At 28.7% G+C, this 19,951-nt stretch carries 16 protein-coding genes and 1 other annotated feature; of the genes, 12 read left to right on the top strand and 4 right to left on the bottom strand.

The features are described from left to right. Positions 1-304: 304 nt before the first annotated feature. Both ACQZHJ_RS04410 and ACQZHJ_RS04415 read right to left on the bottom strand, forming a co-directional pair. The gene (locus tag ACQZHJ_RS04410; protein ID WP_430484328.1) at positions 305-631 is read right to left on the bottom strand and encodes a HesB-like protein; all 327 of its coding nucleotides are present in this window, start codon (positions 629-631) and stop codon (positions 305-307) included. A 103-nt stretch (positions 632-734) separates the two neighbouring features. Next, a complete protein-coding gene (locus tag ACQZHJ_RS04415; RefSeq protein WP_430484329.1) occupies positions 735-1,079 on the bottom strand; it encodes a HesB-like protein in 345 nt (114 codons plus the stop codon). Positions 1,080-1,410: 331 nt separating this feature from the next. Here ACQZHJ_RS04415 and ACQZHJ_RS04420 point away from each other — a divergent pair, with 331 nt between their 5' ends. Together ACQZHJ_RS04420 and ACQZHJ_RS04425 are read left to right on the top strand one after the other, a co-directional pair. After that, positions 1,411-2,142, top strand: coding sequence for a hypothetical protein (locus ACQZHJ_RS04420; protein WP_430484330.1), 732 nt, complete (start codon positions 1,411-1,413; stop codon positions 2,140-2,142). A 448-nt stretch (positions 2,143-2,590) separates the two neighbouring features. Then, entirely contained in the window at positions 2,591-3,589 is a 999-nt protein-coding gene (locus ACQZHJ_RS04425) for a pectate lyase-like adhesive domain-containing protein (RefSeq protein WP_430484331.1), read from the top strand. 145 nt (positions 3,590-3,734) lie between these two features. On the opposite strand, the gene leuS is transcribed toward ACQZHJ_RS04425, so the two are convergent. Next, positions 3,735-6,185, bottom strand: a complete 2,451-nt coding sequence (gene leuS, locus ACQZHJ_RS04430; RefSeq protein WP_430484332.1) for a leucine--tRNA ligase — start codon at positions 6,183-6,185, stop codon at positions 3,735-3,737. Positions 6,186-6,277: 92 nt separating this feature from the next. Continuing rightward, positions 6,278-6,485 (bottom strand) — a binding site (T-box leader). Between the two features lie 251 nt (positions 6,486-6,736). On the opposite strand from leuS, the gene ACQZHJ_RS04435 reads away from it, so the two are divergent. The 5 genes from ACQZHJ_RS04435 to ACQZHJ_RS04455 all read left to right on the top strand — a co-directional run bounded on the left by ACQZHJ_RS04435 (position 6,737) and on the right by ACQZHJ_RS04455 (position 9,994). Beyond that, positions 6,737-6,883: a hypothetical protein gene (locus tag ACQZHJ_RS04435; RefSeq protein WP_430484333.1), complete on the top strand. Its 147-nt coding sequence runs from the start codon at positions 6,737-6,739 to the stop codon at positions 6,881-6,883. Between the two features lie 240 nt (positions 6,884-7,123). After that, positions 7,124-7,291: a hypothetical protein gene (locus ACQZHJ_RS04440; RefSeq protein ID WP_430484334.1), complete on the top strand. Its 168-nt coding sequence runs from the start codon at positions 7,124-7,126 to the stop codon at positions 7,289-7,291. A 27-nt stretch (positions 7,292-7,318) separates the two neighbouring features. Beyond that, positions 7,319-7,498, top strand: coding sequence for a hypothetical protein (locus ACQZHJ_RS04445; protein WP_430484335.1), 180 nt, complete (start codon positions 7,319-7,321; stop codon positions 7,496-7,498). 127 nt (positions 7,499-7,625) lie between these two features. Then, entirely contained in the window at positions 7,626-8,882 is a 1,257-nt protein-coding gene (locus ACQZHJ_RS04450) for a chloride channel protein (protein WP_430484336.1), read from the top strand. Positions 8,883-9,259: 377 nt separating this feature from the next. Next, positions 9,260-9,994 (top strand): nitrite reductase, encoded by a 735-nt coding sequence (locus ACQZHJ_RS04455; RefSeq protein WP_430484337.1) that lies wholly within the window; start codon positions 9,260-9,262, stop codon positions 9,992-9,994. A 163-nt stretch (positions 9,995-10,157) separates the two neighbouring features. Here the strand turns inward: ACQZHJ_RS04455 and ACQZHJ_RS04460 are convergent, their stop codons facing one another. After that, complete coding sequence (locus tag ACQZHJ_RS04460; protein ID WP_430484338.1) at positions 10,158-10,721, bottom strand: NUDIX hydrolase; 564 nt, start codon at positions 10,719-10,721, stop codon at positions 10,158-10,160. Positions 10,722-11,086: 365 nt separating this feature from the next. On the opposite strand from ACQZHJ_RS04460, the gene ACQZHJ_RS04465 reads away from it, so the two are divergent. From ACQZHJ_RS04465 to ACQZHJ_RS04485, 5 genes are all read left to right on the top strand, one after another. Beyond that, complete coding sequence (locus ACQZHJ_RS04465; protein ID WP_430484339.1) at positions 11,087-11,443, top strand: hypothetical protein; 357 nt, start codon at positions 11,087-11,089, stop codon at positions 11,441-11,443. Between the two features lie 429 nt (positions 11,444-11,872). Then, the gene (locus ACQZHJ_RS04470; RefSeq protein WP_430484340.1) at positions 11,873-16,756 is read left to right on the top strand and encodes a S8 family serine peptidase; all 4,884 of its coding nucleotides are present in this window, start codon (positions 11,873-11,875) and stop codon (positions 16,754-16,756) included. A gap of 171 nt (positions 16,757-16,927) precedes the next feature. Then, the gene (locus ACQZHJ_RS04475; RefSeq protein ID WP_430484341.1) at positions 16,928-17,911 is read left to right on the top strand and encodes a biotin--[acetyl-CoA-carboxylase] ligase; all 984 of its coding nucleotides are present in this window, start codon (positions 16,928-16,930) and stop codon (positions 17,909-17,911) included. 16 nt (positions 17,912-17,927) lie between these two features. Next, on the top strand, positions 17,928-18,836 hold the full coding sequence (locus ACQZHJ_RS04480) for a LysR family transcriptional regulator (protein ID WP_430484342.1): 909 nt from the start codon (positions 17,928-17,930) through the stop codon (positions 18,834-18,836). A gap of 338 nt (positions 18,837-19,174) precedes the next feature. Further along, on the top strand, positions 19,175-19,930 hold the full coding sequence (locus ACQZHJ_RS04485) for an MATE family efflux transporter (RefSeq protein WP_430484343.1): 756 nt from the start codon (positions 19,175-19,177) through the stop codon (positions 19,928-19,930). The last annotated feature ends 21 nt before the right edge of the window (positions 19,931-19,951 follow it).

A 19,951-nucleotide genomic window follows, 5' to 3' on the forward strand; every position in this document is an offset into this window, starting at 1 on the left:
GGTAGTGCCATTTCTCATTATTCTATATAATTAGAATCATTTAAGTCTTGCCTAATTCAATAGTAACAAGATAGTTATTAATCTTTGTGTAAATGATAGCATGAAAACGTTTCTTTGTAAAGTTGATTTTGATAAAAAAATAAAAATATTCTTAAAATATTAATACTTTATAATATAAAAGTTTGTTTACTAACCAAAATGATATAAAAATGGAGTAAAAGTTATTAATTAGTAATATATAGAAAATGAAAAGAGCTCTTATTAGCAAATATAACTTTACTAATAAGAGCTCTTTATGTAAAAATTAATGACAGCTTGAGCAAGAAGAACATCCGCCTTCGCTTTCTTTAACTGGCTTAAGTGATAAACCTCTACCACCATTTTCGTCAGAAGAAAGAAGAACAAATCCTTCAAAGTCTTTAATTAATTCTTTATCTACGAAGAAAGTTATATCTTCGATTTTTACAACTTCATCATTTTCTGATTGTTCATCCAGAACAATATTAAATACTGGGCCTCCTCAGCCAACTCCTGCTAGATTAATTCTTATATCAAATTTTTCTATGCCGTTTTCTTGTAGAAAAGATTTGAATTCAGTATAAGCTTCATTACTCATTTTAACAACTGACATATCTATTTCCTCCTAAAATTTAATTTAAAGCTTTTGCTTTATGTATTTATTATTAATATGTTTATAAATAATATTAATCAAAATTAAAAATATTATGTTATTTTTAGTGGCAACTTCCACAGCTTCCGCAGTTTCCACTACATCCACCACCTGAATAATCACTCATTAATGGATCAAGAGTTAATCCTTCACCAAAGTTTTCTTCGTCTGAAAGAATTGAGAAACCTAAGAAAGTATCAATTAATGAAGATTCAATAACAAAAGTTAAATCTTTTATAACTTCAACTTCATCACTTTCATTTTGCTCTCCAGCTGTAACATAAAACATAGGTCCCATAGGGCCATTTCCACCAAAGTTTATTCTAATAACATCACTATCTATATCATTAGATTTTAAAAAATTTTTAAATTCAACATAAGCTTCATCGCTCATTGCAACTTTTTTCATCTCATACACCTTCTTAATTAAATAATTAATAATTAATAGTGATTAAATTATATAATTTTAGTGAAAATAAATCAAGACCATTTTACTAGGAATTTAATAAAAGATGAATATAATTAGTATAAAAGGTAGAAAAATTGGTGAGAAGTATAATATTTTTGTAATAATATGAGAATTTTTATTAAAAATAGGTTGTTAACTTGACATTATCAAATTAAAATAGAATAGTTAAGCAAAATATGAAAATAGTACTAGTTTGAGTTTTAGATAAATAAGTAGCTTAAACTTTGAGCAATATAAAGTTAGCTATATATTTTAGGAAAGGAAAATAATTATGATACCATACGCACTAAATTATTGTGAAGAAAAGATAAAAGAATATAAACAAAAAATTAAAGAAAATCAAAAAGGCAATTTTATTATTAAATATAGTAATCAAAAAGAATTTGATGGATACCTTTATGAAAATAAAGAAAAAATGAATGAAGCTCCTATAGAATTATTTGAAGGTGATAAGCTTTGGATGAGAATTTCACCGCATGAGATTCAAGGTGCTTATGAAAGTATAAAGCGAGCTAAAGGAAAAGTAGGAGTTCTTGGATTAGGTTTAGGATATTTTGTGCAAGAAATAAGTAAAAAAGAAGAGGTAGAGCAAATTGTAGTATACGAAATGAGCGAAGAAATAATAGAACTCTATCTTGAAAATTTTGGCGAAAACACCAAAATTAAAATAGTAAAAGGTGATGGATTTAAGGCTCAAAAAGAAAGCTTTGATTTCTTTTATTCAGACATATATGAATACAAAATTAGCACAAAAGTTGTAGATGACTATGTAAAACTAGCTGAGTTACATGACATAAAAGAGTATAGCTTCTTTGGGGTAGAAGCATTTATATTAAGTTGTCCAACTAGCGAGATAATATGGGTTTATATATTGGAAGAGTGGATGGATATGGCTAAAGATTTATTTACAAGATTTAATCATAGTAAATATATAGAGTATTTCTCTCCTATAAAAGAATCAGAGGTTTTGGTAGTTCTTAAGGAGTTTGGTAAGGTATTGTAATTAGAAGGGTTATATGAACAAAATACAGTAGTGTAACTCATAGGTTATATAATAAATTCAAGTAGCTATATAGGAATAAAGTAAGCTAACGCTTAAATAAATTTTTAGTATTTTAATGATTATAAATATTATAAAGAATTAAAGCTTTTAGATGTTTTAATTAAATTTGTAATATTTATAATCTTTTTTTGTCTTAATTCCTTAACCAAATTAGCTTAAAGTAGTAATATAATTAAAAATAATTTCAAAAGAAACTTACTTAGATTAACAAAAAAATCTATAATTAATGCATAAGTTTTGAGTGAAGTTAAAGAAAATCTATGATATGTCAAAAAAATCTATAATTTATTTTTTGAAAACCTATACACAAAGTGATATAATTAGTGCATAATAGAAGTATAGAAAATAATTATTAATGAAGAGGTGATTTTACGTGGCACATAAAAAGGTGGCGAAAATAATAGCTACGGCTATAGTAGTAAACAACCTCTCCAGTAGCGTAGTATTAGGTAAAGAAGTTAATTTAAAAGACAAAAACAAAGAAAATGCAATAATAAATCAGAGTATAAACGAAAGTAATAAATATAATAACTTTTTTAAAATAGAAAAAATAGCAGGAAATGCAACAAATTTTGTAGATTTAATAAATGATAGAAGCGTTGAAGAAATAAAACTTTCAAGGGATATTAATCTAAATGATTTAAGTTCAAAGGGAGTAGATATTAAGGCTTCAAACATAGTAATAGACGGACAAGGAAATAACGTATATGTTCCTAAATTAACTAATAATCTAAAAAAAGATTTTTTTACACTACAAGGAGATGGAATAGTATTAAAAAATCTGAATATAGTATGGGAAAATGAAGGTGATGAATTTAACCAAAAGAATAATCTTATAACTATATCAGGGGATAACATAATTTTAGAAAACGTTTTTGTAGACTCTAATGGGGGTACTGCTATCAAAGTTTTAGATGGGAAAAACGTAATTATTGATAACACTGAGGTTAAAAATAGAGAAGAAAAGGGAGAAAATTTAAAAATTGAGAATGGACAAGTTACACTTAATAATGTTTCATTAAATAATGAAAATGGATTAGGAATAGAGGTGCTTGGAAAGAATTCAGAACTAAATATAAATGGTGATATAAAAATTAATTCTCCAATTGAAATAAGAGCACAACTAAGAGATGGCGGAAAAATAACTTGCGATAATGGGCAATTAGTTCATGAAAAAAGAGTATTTGGATATACTTACTATGATGTTGCAAAGGAAACTGAAGAGGTTAGAAATAAAAATGAGTTCCTAGAAGCAATAGATAGTAACATAGTCAAGAATATAAAGCTTATGAATAATATTGATTTAAGAGGTCATGAGGCAGATTATTATAAAGTTTTAGAAAAAGGAACAAATATAGATAAAAATAATTACCATATAACCATGTAAAAAATAAAGGTATATAAACGGAGTCAATTCTCAGCGTTTATATACCTTTTCTAATAATATATAGCTCAATGCTAAAAAGTGTTAATTATTAAGGTTAACTAGCAATTTTTAATCAATCAATAAAATTTGCAACGTTATTATTATATTACTTAACAACGATATTTACAAGTCTTCCTTTTATAACTATAACTTTTACAACTGTTTTTCCTTCAGTTGTAGCTACGATTTTTTCGTCAGCTAAAGCAGCAGCCTTAATTCCTTCTTCATCTAAATCTGAAGAAACCATTATTTTATTTTTAACTTTTCCATTAACTTGGATAGCTATTTCAATCTCATCTTTAACTAAAGCTTTAGGATCGAATTTTGGCCAAGCTTCGTTGAATATTGAGTCTGTATTTCCAAGTAAGCTCCATTGCTCTTCGCTGAAGTGAGGTGCAAATGGTGATAATAATCTTAGGTAATCAGAAACAACTTCTTTTAAGAACTCAAGGTTCATTTCTTTCTCTTGAGTATATTTTGATAAAGCGTTTATGAATTCCATCATTCTTGCTATAGCAGTGTTGAATTGAAGCTTATCTGTATCATCAGTAACTGATTTAATAGCATTATGTCTCCAGAAGTTAAGCTCTTTTTCAGCCTTATCTATAGTAGTTTTGTTATTTTCACCTTTGTTTATAGCATCTCTTGCAGCATCTATAACTCTTTCGATTCTTTCAACGAATCTGTTTACAGATTTGATTCCGTCATCACTCCAAGCTCCACCTTCAGTGTAAGCAAATCCAAACATTAAGTACATTCTAAATACGTCTGCACCATATTCTTTTATATAATCATCAGGAGAAATTGTGTTTCCTTTTGATTTACTCATTTTTAATCCGTCTGGTCCTAAGATTAATCCTTGGTGAGTTAATGAAGTAAATGGCTCATCAAAGTTTAGATATCCCATATCTCTTAATGCTTTAGTTATGAATCTAGCATAAAGAAGGTGCATACAAGCATGCTCAGGTCCACCAACATATTTATCAACAGGTAGGATTTTGTTGATTAATTCTGGGTTGAATGGAGCTTCAGTATTTTTGTTATCAGGGTATCTTAAATAGTACCATGATGAACATACGAATGTATCTAAAGTATCAGTTTCTCTCTTAGCAGGTTTTCCACAATGAGGACAAGTTGTATTAACAAATGATTCACTCTTAGCTAGTGGAGATTTTCCGTCTGGAGCAAACTCAACATCATATGGTAATTCAACTGGTAATTGATTTTCAGGTACAGGAACTATACCACACTCATCACAGTAAACTACAGGAATTGGAGCTCCCCAGTATCTTTGTCTTGAAACTAACCAATCTCTTAATCTGAAGTTAACTTTTTGCTCTCCAAGGTTCATTGAAGCAAGTTTTTCAACTATTTTTTCCTTAGCTTCAGCAGTAGTTAATCCATCGAATTCTCCAGAGTTAACTAATACACCATGTTCACAGAATGGTAATTCAGTTTCACTACCATCTTTAGCGGCTATAACTCTGTTTATTGGAAGATTAAATTTTTCAGCAAAAGCAAAGTCTCTTTCATCGTGAGCAGGAACAGCCATAACAGCTCCAGTTCCATAAGTTGCTAAAACATAATCTCCAACCCATATTGGAACTTCTTTTCCACTGATTGGGTGAATAGCATATGCACCAGTGAATACACCAGTTTTTTCTCTTGAGATAGATTGTCTTTCTATATCAGTTTGCTTTTTAGCTTCTTCTTTGTAGTTTTCAACAGCTTCTTTTTGATCAGCTGAAACTATTTTGTCTACTAATGGATTTTCAGGCGCTAAAACAACATAGCTAACTCCACATAAAGTATCAACTCTTGTAGTGAATACATCAAAGTTTAAATCACTATCTTTAACTTTGAAATTAACTTGAGCACCAGTTGATCTTCCAATCCAGTGTTTTTGCATTGAAACTGTTTTTTCTGGCCAGTCTAAACCATCTAATTTATCTAATAATTCATCAGCATAATCAGTTATTTTGAAGAACCATTGAGTAAGGTCTTTCTTAGTAACCTCTGTTGAACATCTTTCACATTCTCCGTCAACAACCTGCTCGTTAGCAAGAACTGTTTGACATGAAGGACACCAGTTTACAGGAGCTTTCTTTCTGTAAGCTAATCCTTTTTCATATAATTTTAAGAATAACCATTGAGTCCACTTATAGTATTCTGGTGAACAAGTAACAACCTCGTTATCCCAGTTGAACATAGCTCCCATAGCTTTTAATTGTTCTTCCATTTTAGCTATGTTTTTAACTGTAGAGTCCTGTGGGTGTATTCCTGTTTTTATAGCAAAGTTTTCAGCTGGTAAACCGAAAGCATCAAATCCCATTGGTTGGAATACATTGTATCCTTGCATTCTCTTAAATCTAGCCCATGAATCAACTGGTCCATAGTTAAACCAGTGACCTGCATGTAATTGGCTTCCTGAAGGATATGAGAACATTTCTAAAACGTAAAGTTTCTCTCCTTCTTTGTTTGGATCAAATTTATAAAGACCTGATTCAGTCCATTTTTCTTGCCATTTCTTATCTATGGCAGTACTATAGTTACCCATTAACTAATCCTCCTCTAAGTTTGTATATTAATTTATTATTTGCCAAATCTGAATAAAAAAACAAATAAAAAAAACCTTCCATCTCTTAAAACTTAAGAGACGAAAGGATATTCGCGGTACCACTCTTATTAGGAAAATTTCTTTTCCTCACTCGGTTTTATAACGGGGATTCCCCGTATGTGCTTTTATTCACACATATGCTCATAGGCAAGTTCATATTTTCATACCATTGTGTCACAGCAAACCACAACTCTCTTTGGGCTATGAGATAATACTACTACTCCTAATCAAAGCTTTTAATGATTCAGTTTTTATCTATTATATATCAAAACTTTAAAATAAGTCAATTAAAGTTTCTAATAAATACCTAGGATAAAGAATTTTTAATTACAAAGAATAATTTTATAGGAAAATTCACTTTGTATATTATAAGCATTATCTTCAATTGTTGACAAAAGAATATTAATTAATCAATGATATGAAGATTATATTTTATAAAAATACTTAAAGTCAAAAATTTTCCTATAATATTTTTAGAGGATGTGAAAATTATGGGTAAAAAATTAAAATCAGCTACTAATAATCAGTGGGTATCAACAACTGTTGATCCTAATATGGTACCAGCTAAGGACAGACAACCAAAGACTGCAGGAAATAATCAATGGACATCAACTTCAAAAAATTCAATGGACCAATAAATATAAACTCAAATAATATTAAATAAAATATTATTGATATTTGATTAATATTTAGGTTGCATAGAAGAAAAGTTGAACATAATAAAAAGCAAAAGAATACTTACCAAAGTCGTTATGTATGGCTTTGGTAAGCTTTTTTATTTAAAAGAATAATTTTAGGTTATCAAATAAACTATATACAAATATATTATCCTAAGAGGATTTTATGATATTTAAACTTAAATAAAAGGGAGATAGTGTATGCTTATTGGCTTATTACAAGGAGTTTTTATTGCTTGGTTCTTAAGTGTTTTTGATTTTGATGAGGTTTTTATTAAGGGTTTTAATGAGATTTTTGATAAAAAAATTACTAAAGATACTTATTATTTGATTTTTGCATTTTTAGGAGTTTTAAGTGGGGTTTTCTAAAAATATTATATTAAAGGGGGATTTATTATGTTTGGAGGATTAGTTGGAGGTCTTATTTGTGCTTGGATATTAAGTATTTTTAATTTTGATGTAATGGTAAGCAATGCTTTTTATGAATTATTTGATGTAACTATATCAAATGATGTCTATTATGTGTGTTTTGCATTATTAGGAGCTATATGTGGAAGTATAAAAAAGGAAGATTAATAATTGACTTTTATTAAGACTTAGGAAAAAATAACATTAGGGTTTATTATTAAAATTGTGTTTAAAAGTTAGTAACTATTTAAATTATAAAACTTACAAAAGATTAAAAATAAGGAGAGCCTATAGTATGAAGAAATATTTTAGTTTAGGTATTTTAATCATTTATGGTTTAGTTCTAGGAGGGATAGTTGGAGTTGTCAGTTGGGCATTTTTAGCTATTGTCAATTTAGGAATACACTTTATATGGACAGAATTACCTGAAAAATTTAACCTACCATATTGGACTATAATTGTCTGTACAACTGGTGGGGTATTAGTTGGATTATGCCAAAAATATTTTGGAGAGTATCCAAGATTAATGCCAGAAGTAATGGGAGAATTTAAAAAAAATAACAGAGTGGAGTATAAGACTATTCCAAAGGCTTTATTAACAGCTTTAATAGTTCTTTTTTCAGGAGCTAGCTTAGGTCCTGAGGCTGCTCTTGTTGGTATAGTTGGAGGACTTTCAACTTTAGTAGGAGATATACTAAAATGGACTGTTAAAGGAAGAACGCTGGAAAAATATGGTGGGATGATAACTGAATTTAGTATGGAAGCTACTTTAGGAATAATATTCCATGCTCCTTTAGTTGGATTAAGTCCGCTGATAGAAGAAAATGATTCGAATGTCATAAAAAGAATTAAAACAATAGTATACTCAACAACTACAGCAGCTGGGTTTGGAGTATTGATGTTTTTATCAAGAATAGATAATAGACCTTCGTTTATAGTGCATTTTCAGGGATATAATATAGGCATCAATGAGATAGTATCAATACTACCATTAATTATTCTAGGAGTTTTATTAGGACTAATGTATGAATTTTTCGGAAAAACATTACATAAGATTTTCCATCCATTACATAACATGAAAATATTGAAAGCAATAATAGGTGGGATTATTTTAGGGGTAATAGGAACATATCTTCCATATACTTTGTTTTCAGGAGAGCATGAAATAAAAGAATTGGTTAGGGAATGGAGTACAATACCAATGTACATTCTTTTATTAAGTGGAATATTAAAACTTTTCTTAACAGAGGTTTGTTTATCAACTGGATGGAGAGGAGGACATATATTCCCAATAATCTTTTCTGGAACAACTATTGCATATGCTATATCAATGATATTTCCTATAGATCCTGTAGTTACAGTTACAATTTTAACTACATCTTTTGCCAGTGCAGCTTTAAGAAATGCAGTAATAGTATTACTTTTATTAGTTCTTTTCTTCCCAACAGAATTGATATGGGTAATGTTAATAGCAGCATTCTTAGCCACATATTTAATGAAAAAATGGGATTCAAGAGGAACAGAATCTGAAGAGCTAGAAGAAGCTATTTAGTACATATTAATAAATATATTGCTTAAAAAATGGTGGATATAGCTTTTGGGAGATTCATCTAATAATAGTATGCTATTATAAAGAAAGCTTACCAAATTTCTATTTGGTAAGCTTTCTTTTAATGTGTAATTTTAGAAATAAGGGTATAAAGTAAGAAGACATAAATAATTACTTATATTAATTATAAGATTAAAATGTTTTATTTATAGTCAATGAATTTATATAATTAAATTATAGATAAAAATCAACAATGGTTTAGAATAAAACTGAAATAACAAGATGAAAATAAAAGAAGGGAGAGCTGTTGGTCAAAATATCCAAAAATAAATAGTAAAAGTATTTATATATTTGAACATATTTTGATTATCAGATTAAATATGGGTAGATTAACACAAAAGGAAAAAATGGAATTAAAAAAAATGGGAGTAATAAATCAAAAACAAGAAGAGTTTTATGTTATAAGATTTTTAAGTTCAGTTGGATATTTTAAGGCTGATGATATAATAAATTTAGCTAATATATCTAAAAAATATGGAAATGGAGAAATAAGTCTTACGAGTAGATTAACTATAGAAATACCTTATATAAAAGAAGATGATATATATAAAGTAGTTAGTGAAGCTGAAAAATTAAATTTAAAAATTGGAGGCGCTGGAAATACTGTAAGAGCAGTAGTTACATGCAAAGGAAGTGTTTGTAAACATGGACTTATAGATACTAGAAGGATTGGTGAAATATTAGAAAAAAAATTCTTAGCTATTAAAGTTCCAGCCAAGTTTAAAATAGGCGTATTTGGATGTATAAATAGTTATGGTAAAGCGCAAAGCAATGATTTTGCTATACTTCCAACAATAAATATAAAAAATAAAGAAGTAGAATTTTTAGTGTTTATAGGAGGAAGAGCAGGTAGAAAAGCTAGAAAGGCTGAACCTATGAATAGAAAATTTAAAGAAGATGAATTAATAAGTTTAGTTGAGGCTACTATAGAATCGTATATTGAATTAGCTAATGGAAAAGAAAGATTAGCAGAAATTATAGAAAGAATTGGTGAAAATAAATTTGAAGAATATTTAATTCAAAAGTTTAACAATAAAGTTAAAGTTGAATGTTAATTTTAATTAATAGTTGAAATTGCCTTGATTTAATGTTCAAATGAAGAGAGTAAAACTACTATTCATTTGAACGTATATCGTTAGAGTAAAATGAGAAAATCTTTGAAAATTTAATTGGGATTAAGGTATATATAAAATCAACACTCACTTTAATAAAGATTTACTATACTGATATTGTTAAAAGCTTTTTGATAAGTTTTTCGTATATTGGAATCATATGCGGTTCACTACAATAATTTTTTACCTCATCAAAAGGAATCCACTTAACGCCACTATTTTCATCTTCTTTTAGAGTTAAGGCTTCGTCTTCAGAACATTCAATTAAATAAGTAAGGTTTAAGTGAAGGTGAGATGATACATATTCACCTCTTTTTACATGCCCATTTACAGTTAAGACATCTAAAGCGTAAGCTTCATTCAAAAGAGCCTTTGGGTTTTTAATCCCAGTTTCTTCTTTCAATTCTTTTATGGCAACTTGAAGTTGATCTTCATCACCATCTGAATGTCCACCAGTCCAAGCCCATGAATCGTAAATATTATGATATATCATTAAAAATTTAGTTCTATCTTTGTTTATTGCAAATGCAGAGCTTGTTAAGTGAGCGATTGTATTCTCTCTAGTTAATATATCATCAAAGTCATTCATGCATTTTAAGAATAAATTTTTATCTTTTTCTTCTTGTTCATTAAATGGAATATAGTTTTGTATATCCTCAACATAATTCATCTTAACACCACCTAAAGTTTTTATATAAATTATACATCATAATTGGAAGTAATAAGAGGTTTGATGATAAAAATAATATGGAAAAATTTGAATTAGTGTTATTTACCTTTAAAATATGTAACTTACCTTAAAGGTAGTTTTTAAAGCAAATAGCTTTTTATATGATTTATTTAAATTTTACTTAATTTTGTTATAGTTAACAAAAATTTAAATAAAACTTAAATAAATATTTCCTTTTTTTCTTTTGTAAGATATAATCATATTACTAATATGAATTTATATATAACTTATAATAAAAAATATAATAACTACACAATATTATAAGTAAGGATGAGTATAAAAGAAGACGTAAGGAGATGAAGTAAATGGAACAAAACATAAATATTAATGGAATAATATCAACTTGTAAAGATGAATACTCAAATGCTATGGACTTAGTAAAGGAAAAATTAGTTATATACTTAGAGGGACCAAAGGTTTTTGGTAATGAATATGAAATTGGTACACCTGGATTTAGAGAAAATTTAAAAGATAATTTAAAAAGATCTTCAGCAATAGTATTTGATTTTATAGCAGTATATAGAAAATATGAAGAAAATGAAGAAATAAAAAAGATACTAGCAAAGGCATCAAATATATATGAAGCTTTAGAAGAAGCTATAGGAAACATAAATGAGGACATTCACAAGTCTTTAAAGCAAATTTCAGAAATAGAATTTTAGTTAGAAATAATTTGGGATAAAGTTAAATAAAGTTAAATAAAGTAGCCAGTGAATTTTTAAAATCCACTGGCTACTTTATTTATTTGTTTTTATTTGAAGTTAGTTTATCAAAAAAATAAATCTTAAAAGTTAAAAAATATATAACTATATCAAAAATGCTTATAAATAAAAGTTAAATAAAATAAAAATTTTGGTAATAAACCTATTATTAAGATAAATAAAAAAAAAGCATTTAATTTTGAGGAAATAATATAAAATTATTATCGAAAAAATATATGTAATATATTTACAGATATAAAATTTAATATTATAATCGTTTTTAAATTAATAATTCGTTAAGCTAAAAAGAATATTATTGATGTATTATTAAATAATTGTTTAATTTTTTGAATTATTAATATTATGTTATTTGAATAAGGGGGCTAAAAAATGATAAGAAGAAAATTAAAATCTATGTGTGGATTGACATTAGCTTTGGTTTTAGCTGCTAATATGACACCAGTGGTTTCATATGCAGTTACAGGAGGAGCAGATAATGTTGATAAGTCAATCACTAGAGAAAGTAAGATTGATTCATCATATCTTAGAAAAGATGAGGTAGAAATTCCAGAGAATAAAATTGTTGAAGGAATAGATGTGGAATCTCAAGAAGAGATTTCAGTTATCGTTGAATTTGTTAGTCCATCTATTGCTGAGGGGGCAAGCAATAGTGGAGAAGTTAAAAGTTTTGCAGAAAGCAAGGTTGAGAGAGATCATAGAACATTTAATGAATTTTTAGATAGTATGCCAGAGACATATAATTCAACAGGAGATACGTCTATAAAATATTCTTACAAAGAAGTATTTAATGGGGTAAGTTTAACAATACCAGGTTCAGAGGTTAAGAATTTAATTAATTGTCCGGTTGTAAAAAGAGTTCATCCAGACTCAACTGTTCAGGTAGAGATACCAGAGAAATTAGAATTTAATGAAGAAGGCGTAAAAAACTTACCAGAAGGAAAAATGATGGATAGTGTTCCTCATATAGGTGTAGAAGACTTACATGAAGAGAATATAACAGGTGAAGGAATAAAAGTTGGAGTTTTAGATACAGGAATAGACTATAATCATCCAGATTTAACTAATGTTTATAAAGGATTTAGAGGAGAACATGGAGATTCAAATTCTCAGGATATAGATAGTACATTGGGCTGGGATTTTATAAATAATGATGCAGATCCTATGGAAACTACTTATGAAGATTGGTTAGAGAGTGATGAGCCAGAAATAAATGCAAATGGGAATTCATACTATACTTCTCATGGTACACATGTTTCTGGAACTATAGCTGGACAAGCTGAAAATACTGAAAATAATATGGCTGTAAAAGGAGTTGCACCTGGAGTAGAACTTTATGGATATAGAGTTTTAGGTAAATATGGATCAGGAGCAACATCTGGAATCATAGCTGCAGTAGAAAAATCTGTTAAAGATGGTATGGACGTTATAAATATGTCTCTAGGTAGTTCTAATGGAACACCATTTGACCCATTGGTAACAGCGGTTAATAATGCAAGTATGGCTGGAGTAGTTACTGTAATATCAAATGGTAATGCTGGCCCAAATGCAGTAACTGTAGGTTCACCAGGTACAGCACAACTTCCTATAGCAGTAGGCGCATCTACTACACCTACTAAATTTGAAGAAATAGAGTTAGAAATTAATGCCGGAACTAAATTAAGTACAGCAAATCAGGTTGTAAAAGATTTTGATAAAGGGTTAGAAGAAAATTATGGAGTTTCATATGAAGCTGTTTATTGTGGGTTAGGATATGAAAGTGATTTTGAAGGAAAAGACTTAACGGGAAAAGTTGCTTTAGTTGATAGAGGAGATATAACTTTTGTTGAGAAGGCTAGAAATGCTAAGAATGCTGGAGCTGAATTTACAATAATAATGAATAATACAACTGCAAATGAAATACCAAATCAAGGTGAGCATAAGGCTGGAAATGCTATAGCATTAAATCAAGCTGAAGGTGAGGCTTTAAAAAATACTTTAAATCAAGATGGAATAACTAATATAACTTTAAATAAATTATCAGATGGAATATTAAAGGGGGATGATATTACTGGATTTAGTTCAGCAGGACCAGTTCGTAATACAGACGAGATAAGGCCTGATATAGTTGCACCAGGATATCAAACATTTTCTACTGTTCCAGAGTTTATTAATGATAAGAACTTAGATGTTGATGATTATTCAGCAGCATATGGAAGAATGAGTGGAACATCAATGGCAGCTCCTCATATAGCAGGAGTAGCGGCTCTTATTCTTCAAGAAAATCCAGATTACACACCAGCAGATGTAAAAGCTGTAATGATGAATACATCGGAAAATTTAAATCAGTTTAGAGAAGATGAATATAGTGTACACCAACAAGGTGCAGGAAGGGTAAATGCTTATGAAGCTGTACATGAAGAAACTCATATAACAGCTAATTATAAAGTTTACGATGGAATTGATAATAGAGAGTTAGATAATGAAAGTGGATTGATTTCATTTGGAAAGTTTAATAAAGAAGAAGAAAATCCAGAAAATAAATCTAAAATAGTTCCATTAACAATAGAAAATAATTCTGATTCTGAAAAAACTTATAATATAAGTGTTAAATATTCAGAGAGTGATAGAGCTATAAATGCAGAAGAAAATGGAGTTTCAATTGATATAGAAAATAGTATTACTGTGGCACCAAGGTCTAAAGTAACTTTAGATGCAACATTAAATATAGAGGGTGCTGCTAAAACTGGTATTTATGAAGGCTATATTCTTGTAGTTGATTCAGGAAGTCAAAAAGATTATCAATTACCATTCTCAGCTTCATACAAAAACTCAGGATTTGATAATATAACTTATCCAGAAATGCAAGGTGGTTTTGCAAAAGGAATAACTTCTATGACATCATCCAATTTATTTAATAGAGATATAAGTCAATCAAATTTATTTGCTGATATAGAGGTTGCAGTTCAAGTTAATGAACCAATTTCTAAAATATACGGATTTGTTAAGGATAAAGATACTGGCGAATATTTAGGATATGCTGGTGGAGATATGGATACTTCATGGATACCAATGGGCGTTCCTGCTGTTATAAGTGGTTTAGTACCAAATGGAAGAGTTCAAAAGCTTAAGGGAGAAAATATAACTAATGAGCATATACTTCTTGATGAAGGTGTATATGAATTGGAACTAGTAGGAGTAAGAGGCGATGGTAGTACTTTTAAAGGCAACATTCCTATGGGTATAATAAATGATGCAGATGAAAATAAAATGACATTAAATTTTGAGCCAGGAGTTACAGAGATTACAGAAGAGGATTATACTACTGAAACTTGGGCAGATGGAAATGATTATGAAGGTATATGGATGAAAGGAAATATAAGTCATCCTATTGTTGAAGAGTTAAAGGTTAATCATGGAATGGATTATCTAGAGCAATCAGAAGTTAACTTTCCTTCATTTACCTATGTTCTTGGAAGTGGATTAAATGTGAATTTAGGTGCGTGGGCTAAACAAGATGGTGAATTTTTACTAGCAGGAATAGAAAAAAGTGATTTAGAAAGCGGTCCATTTGTAGTTGAAGGTAAATCTATAAATACTGGGAAAATAGGATCTACTCCAGAAGCTTATATATTTATAAATGAGGGAGAAAGTTATTTAGAACTTAAAATGAATAAAGATACAGTCAAGGTTGGAGACGAGGTTGTAGGTCAATTAACATTGAATAATGTAGAAGATCTTTCAAAAGGTAGCTTTGAAATTTTAAATTATGGTAATGCTATATTTGATATTGTTGATATTAAGCCTACAGAAGAGTTACAGGAATACCTAAACAAAAATAATAATTCTATAGAAATTAATTTTGAAAAAAGAGAAGGTGATTTCAATACTCAAAATAAACATTTTGTTAGTTTTGAAATAAATGGAGAGAATGTAGTTGGAATAAATGGTGATATACCTTTATTTGATGTAACTTATAATTTATCAAAATTAAGAGGAATTATGGATAATGAATATCCAATAGGAATGTTTGCTGAAAGTACATTTAGCTGTAAAAATAGTGAATTTAAAAATTCTAATGATGAGGTTTTAAATGTAAGTGTTGAAACAGTAAAGGATTATGTAGACTTTATTGATCAAGAAAAAACAAGAGTATATGGAACTGTTGCTACTGTAGGGTTTGAATCACAAGATGTTGAAGTATATGCTTTAGACTCAGAGGGTAATAAATATGAGCCAGAATATGAAGGGAATTATAGATATGAAAGAACATTTATATTTAACAATCTTCCTGTAATAGATGGTGAATATAGAGTATTCGTTGATATGCCAGGACATTTTGGAGCTATAGCAAACATTGCAGGTGGAGAACTTAAAAATGGAGAATTAGTAGGAACACAAGTCCATTTAGGTTCAGATAGCTTTTTTGCAAGACCATTAATGGGGGTTGCCGGTGATGCTAATGAAGATGGTGCTATAGATATGCATGATGTTAATAAAGTTATGAACCAATTTGATAAGGAAGTGGTTAATACTCCAGGAAATTCTCCAGATTTCAATCAAGATGGAGTTGTAGATTTAGAGGACTTTATAAGCTTGTATGAAAATTATGGCAAGCAAGATTTTAATAGAGATGATTCAAAAGTACCAGAGTTAATTATTGATGGAAAAGATATAATTGATGTTTTAGAAGAATTGGGTATATTTGAAAATGGTGAGGGTTTTGGAATAAATCTTGATTCTGATGTTATAGAATCTTTTGAAAGAGAAACAGTAACATTTACTGCAAATCCAGAATATGATCCAGGATACTATAAGTTTAGATTCTATACTAGAAAAGAAGGCGAAGTTGATTGGACTTTATCTAGAGAAGAAAGTGGAGATAATGTATTTGAGTGGGTACCTGAAAGTGCAGGTAAGTATGAAGTAAGAGTTAGAGCAATCCATCCAAGTGGACAAGAAATTCAAGATACAATAACTCATACTGTAGAATCCTTAGATAGCATAATTGTTTCACCACTTAGTAACTTTAGGGCTACTAATATAGAAAAGAAAAATGTTACTGTAGAATGGAATGCACCAGAAAATACTAAGGGACTAAGAGGATATGTTCTTTACAAAGATGGAAAGAAAGTTGGAGAAATAGGAACAAATGAAACAAGCTATACATTTAAGGGGTTAAATAGACATACAATTTATAACTTCAAAGTAGCAGCTAAGTATGCTAACGGAGAACTTTCAACTAAAGAAACACTAACCCTTAGAACTAAGAGATAATAATTTTTATAAAAGAGTAAGTTGAATATTAAATTCAACTTACTCTTTTATATATATTGTAGACTTTAATGTTTAAAAAGGTTGTCAATGGAGAGCATAGAAAATATAATCAGAGTTAGATGATTATAGAATTGGAGAATAATTTATATAGAGTGATTGGAGGAAAAAACATTGACAGTTAAAGAGTCTGTTTTGAAAATTTTAGAGGAGAATAGGGAGATAAGTATTTCAGGAGAAGAATTGGCAAAAAGTCTATCTGTATCTAGAGCAGCTGTATGGAAAGCTATAAATTCTTTAAGAAATGAGGGATATAATATTGCAGCTGGTACTAATAGAGGGTATCAGTTAACAGGGGATAATGATCTATTATCTTCAGAGGGAATAAAACTATATTTAAATAATGAATATAAAGATAATTTTATAAAGGTATATAAGACTATAGGTTCAACAAATCAAGAAGCTAAAAAGTTACTTATGAATGAAGAAATTCCTCATGGATCAGTTTTAATATCAGAAGAACAAACAGCTGGAAGGGGAAGATTTAGAAGAAATTTTTTCTCACCATTAAATAAAGGTATATATATGAGTGTTATTTTAAGACCTAATATAGAACTTTCAAAAGCTATACATATTACTACATCAACAGCTGTTGCTGTTTGTAGAGCGATAGAAAATTTAACAAGAAAATTTCCGAAAATAAAGTGGGTTAATGATATATTTTTAAATGATAGGAAAATTTGTGGAATACTAACTGAAGCTACTGGGAATTTTGAAAGTGGAAGAGTTGAGAGTGTTGTTGTTGGAATAGGGATAAACTTTAAAACTGATGAAAATGATTTTCCAGAAGATATTAAAAATACTGCAGGTTCAATATTCAAAGGAGAAGAACCTAATATAACTAGAAATCAGTTGGTGGCTGGTATATTAAATGAACTTTTTGAAATGTGCGATGATTTAAATGATGAAAGTATAATGAAGGAATATAAGGTGCTTTCATTTGTAATAGGAAAAGAAGTAAGTTTTATGAAAAATAACTTAGTTAGAAGAGGTAAGGCTGTAGATATAAGTAATGATGGAGCTTTAATAATTGAATTTGAGAATGGAGAAAGAGACTATTTAAATTCAGGAGAGATATCAATAAAGGATTATAGATAATGTAGGGGGAATAATAATGAAGTTTCAACAACTAGTTTATATAATTGAAGTTGTGGAAAAAGGTTCTTTAAATAAGGCAGCAGAAAGCTTGTATATATCACAACCTAATCTTAGTAATTCTATAAAGAAGTTAGAAGAAGAACTTAATATAAAAATATTTAATAGGAGTAATAAGGGAGTAGTACTGACTAAAGAAGGACGTAACTTTTTTGATTATGCTAAATCTATTGTTAATCAAATGGAGGAGATAAAGCATGTATTTAATACCTCTGAGAAGAAAACATCATTAAGAGTTGCTTCTCAATATTTAAATTTTACTTCTGATGCTACTTGTAATTTAGTTAAGAGATTCAGCGATAGAGATATGGACATTTATGTTAAAGATAGCTCACCTGAAAATATTATAAGAGATATATCAAATGGGTCATTTGATATTGGAATTATAATCATTACAGATATTCAAAATAAGATTTGGAGACATATATTTAAGGTTAATAAGATTGAATTTAACGAGCTCTTAAGAAGAAAACCTCATATTTTTCTTGGAGAAAGCAATGAGTTTATGAATAAAAAAGAATTAACATTCAATGATTTGAAGGAATATCCATTTATAACAATAGATCGTGACCATGTATCAGCTTTAAACTATAATGTTGAAAGGTCTTTAATTGATTTAGAAGAGATTAAAAAAATCATTTATGTTGATGATAGATTTACTTATTATAAAATTTTAAGAGAGACTAATGCTTATGGAATTGGTTTTAATTGGTCTAAAAAAGTTTTAGATAATAATGGTATAAAGGCTGTGCCTATGGAGAATTATGATGTGGACTTTACGTTAGGATGGATAAAGAGAAAAGACATAGAGTTAAGTGAGGAAGCTAAAATATTTATAAATGATTTAAAAAGTATACTAGATACTTAAGGAGTTTATGTTTGTAGATATAAAATTCAACTTATCAATTAATATTTACTAAATTAAAATTTCTATATAAATTAGTGGATTTCTTTAAATGAGAGAAAAACTATTAAGTAAAACAGACAGTTGTTATAAGTAATATTTATAACAACTGTCTGTTTTTTTATATTATGAATAAAAAATATTTTGTGATAACATTGAATTAGAGAAAAATTTGAAATATATTAAACTTTATTTAGTAGTAAATATAAATTTGTGTAAGTTTAGCCTGCTGAAAAATGTTCTTTTAATTTTAAAAGATAGATTTTTAAGTAGGTTGAATTTTTTATAGGAGGGATATGAATTTGAATAGTAGAGAAGAAAGAACTAGATTAATGGCTGAGGGCGATATGGGAAGCGTTCTTTGGAAGTTTGCTATACCAGCTATAGCAAGTGCTCTTATAAGTGCTATTTATAATATAGTAGATACAATGTTCGTAGGACTTTTAAATGATACAAGTGCATTAGGAGCAGTTTCAGTAGCTTTCCCAGTATTTTTGCTTATTAATTCGGTAGGGCAAATGTATGGAGTAGGTGCTGCTTCATATATAGCTAGATTGTTAGGTGGAGATGAAAAAGATAATGCTGACAAGGTTGCATCAACAATTACTTGGGTAGCTTTTGGCACAGGCTTATTTTTAACTGTATTAGTAATGATATTCTTAAGCCCAATACTTAGAGTATTAGGTGCTACAGATACAATTCTACCTTTAGCAATAGAGTACTCTATACCTTTAGTTTTAGGGTCAGTATTTGCTATTTTAATGCCAACTTTAGCTAATATAATAAGATCAGAAGGAAATACTAAATTTAGTGCCATTGCAATTGGTGCTGGTGGAGTGGCTAATATTATATTAGACCCAATATTCATTTTCTCACTAGATATGGGAGTTAAGGGTGCAGCTGTTGCCACTGCATTAAGTCAAGTTTTAACAGTGGTAATTTTAATATTATACTTTGTTATGAAGAAAAATTACATTGAAATAAAGCTTAAAAAATTTGCTCCAAGTATAAAAATGTTTAGAGAAGTTTTAACTGTAGGTACTGCAACAATTATATAATAACATAGTTAATTATATAAT

This window comes from Clostridium sp. B9 (assembly GCF_050509515.1).
Classification (GTDB): domain Bacteria; phylum Bacillota; class Clostridia; order Clostridiales; family Clostridiaceae; genus Sarcina.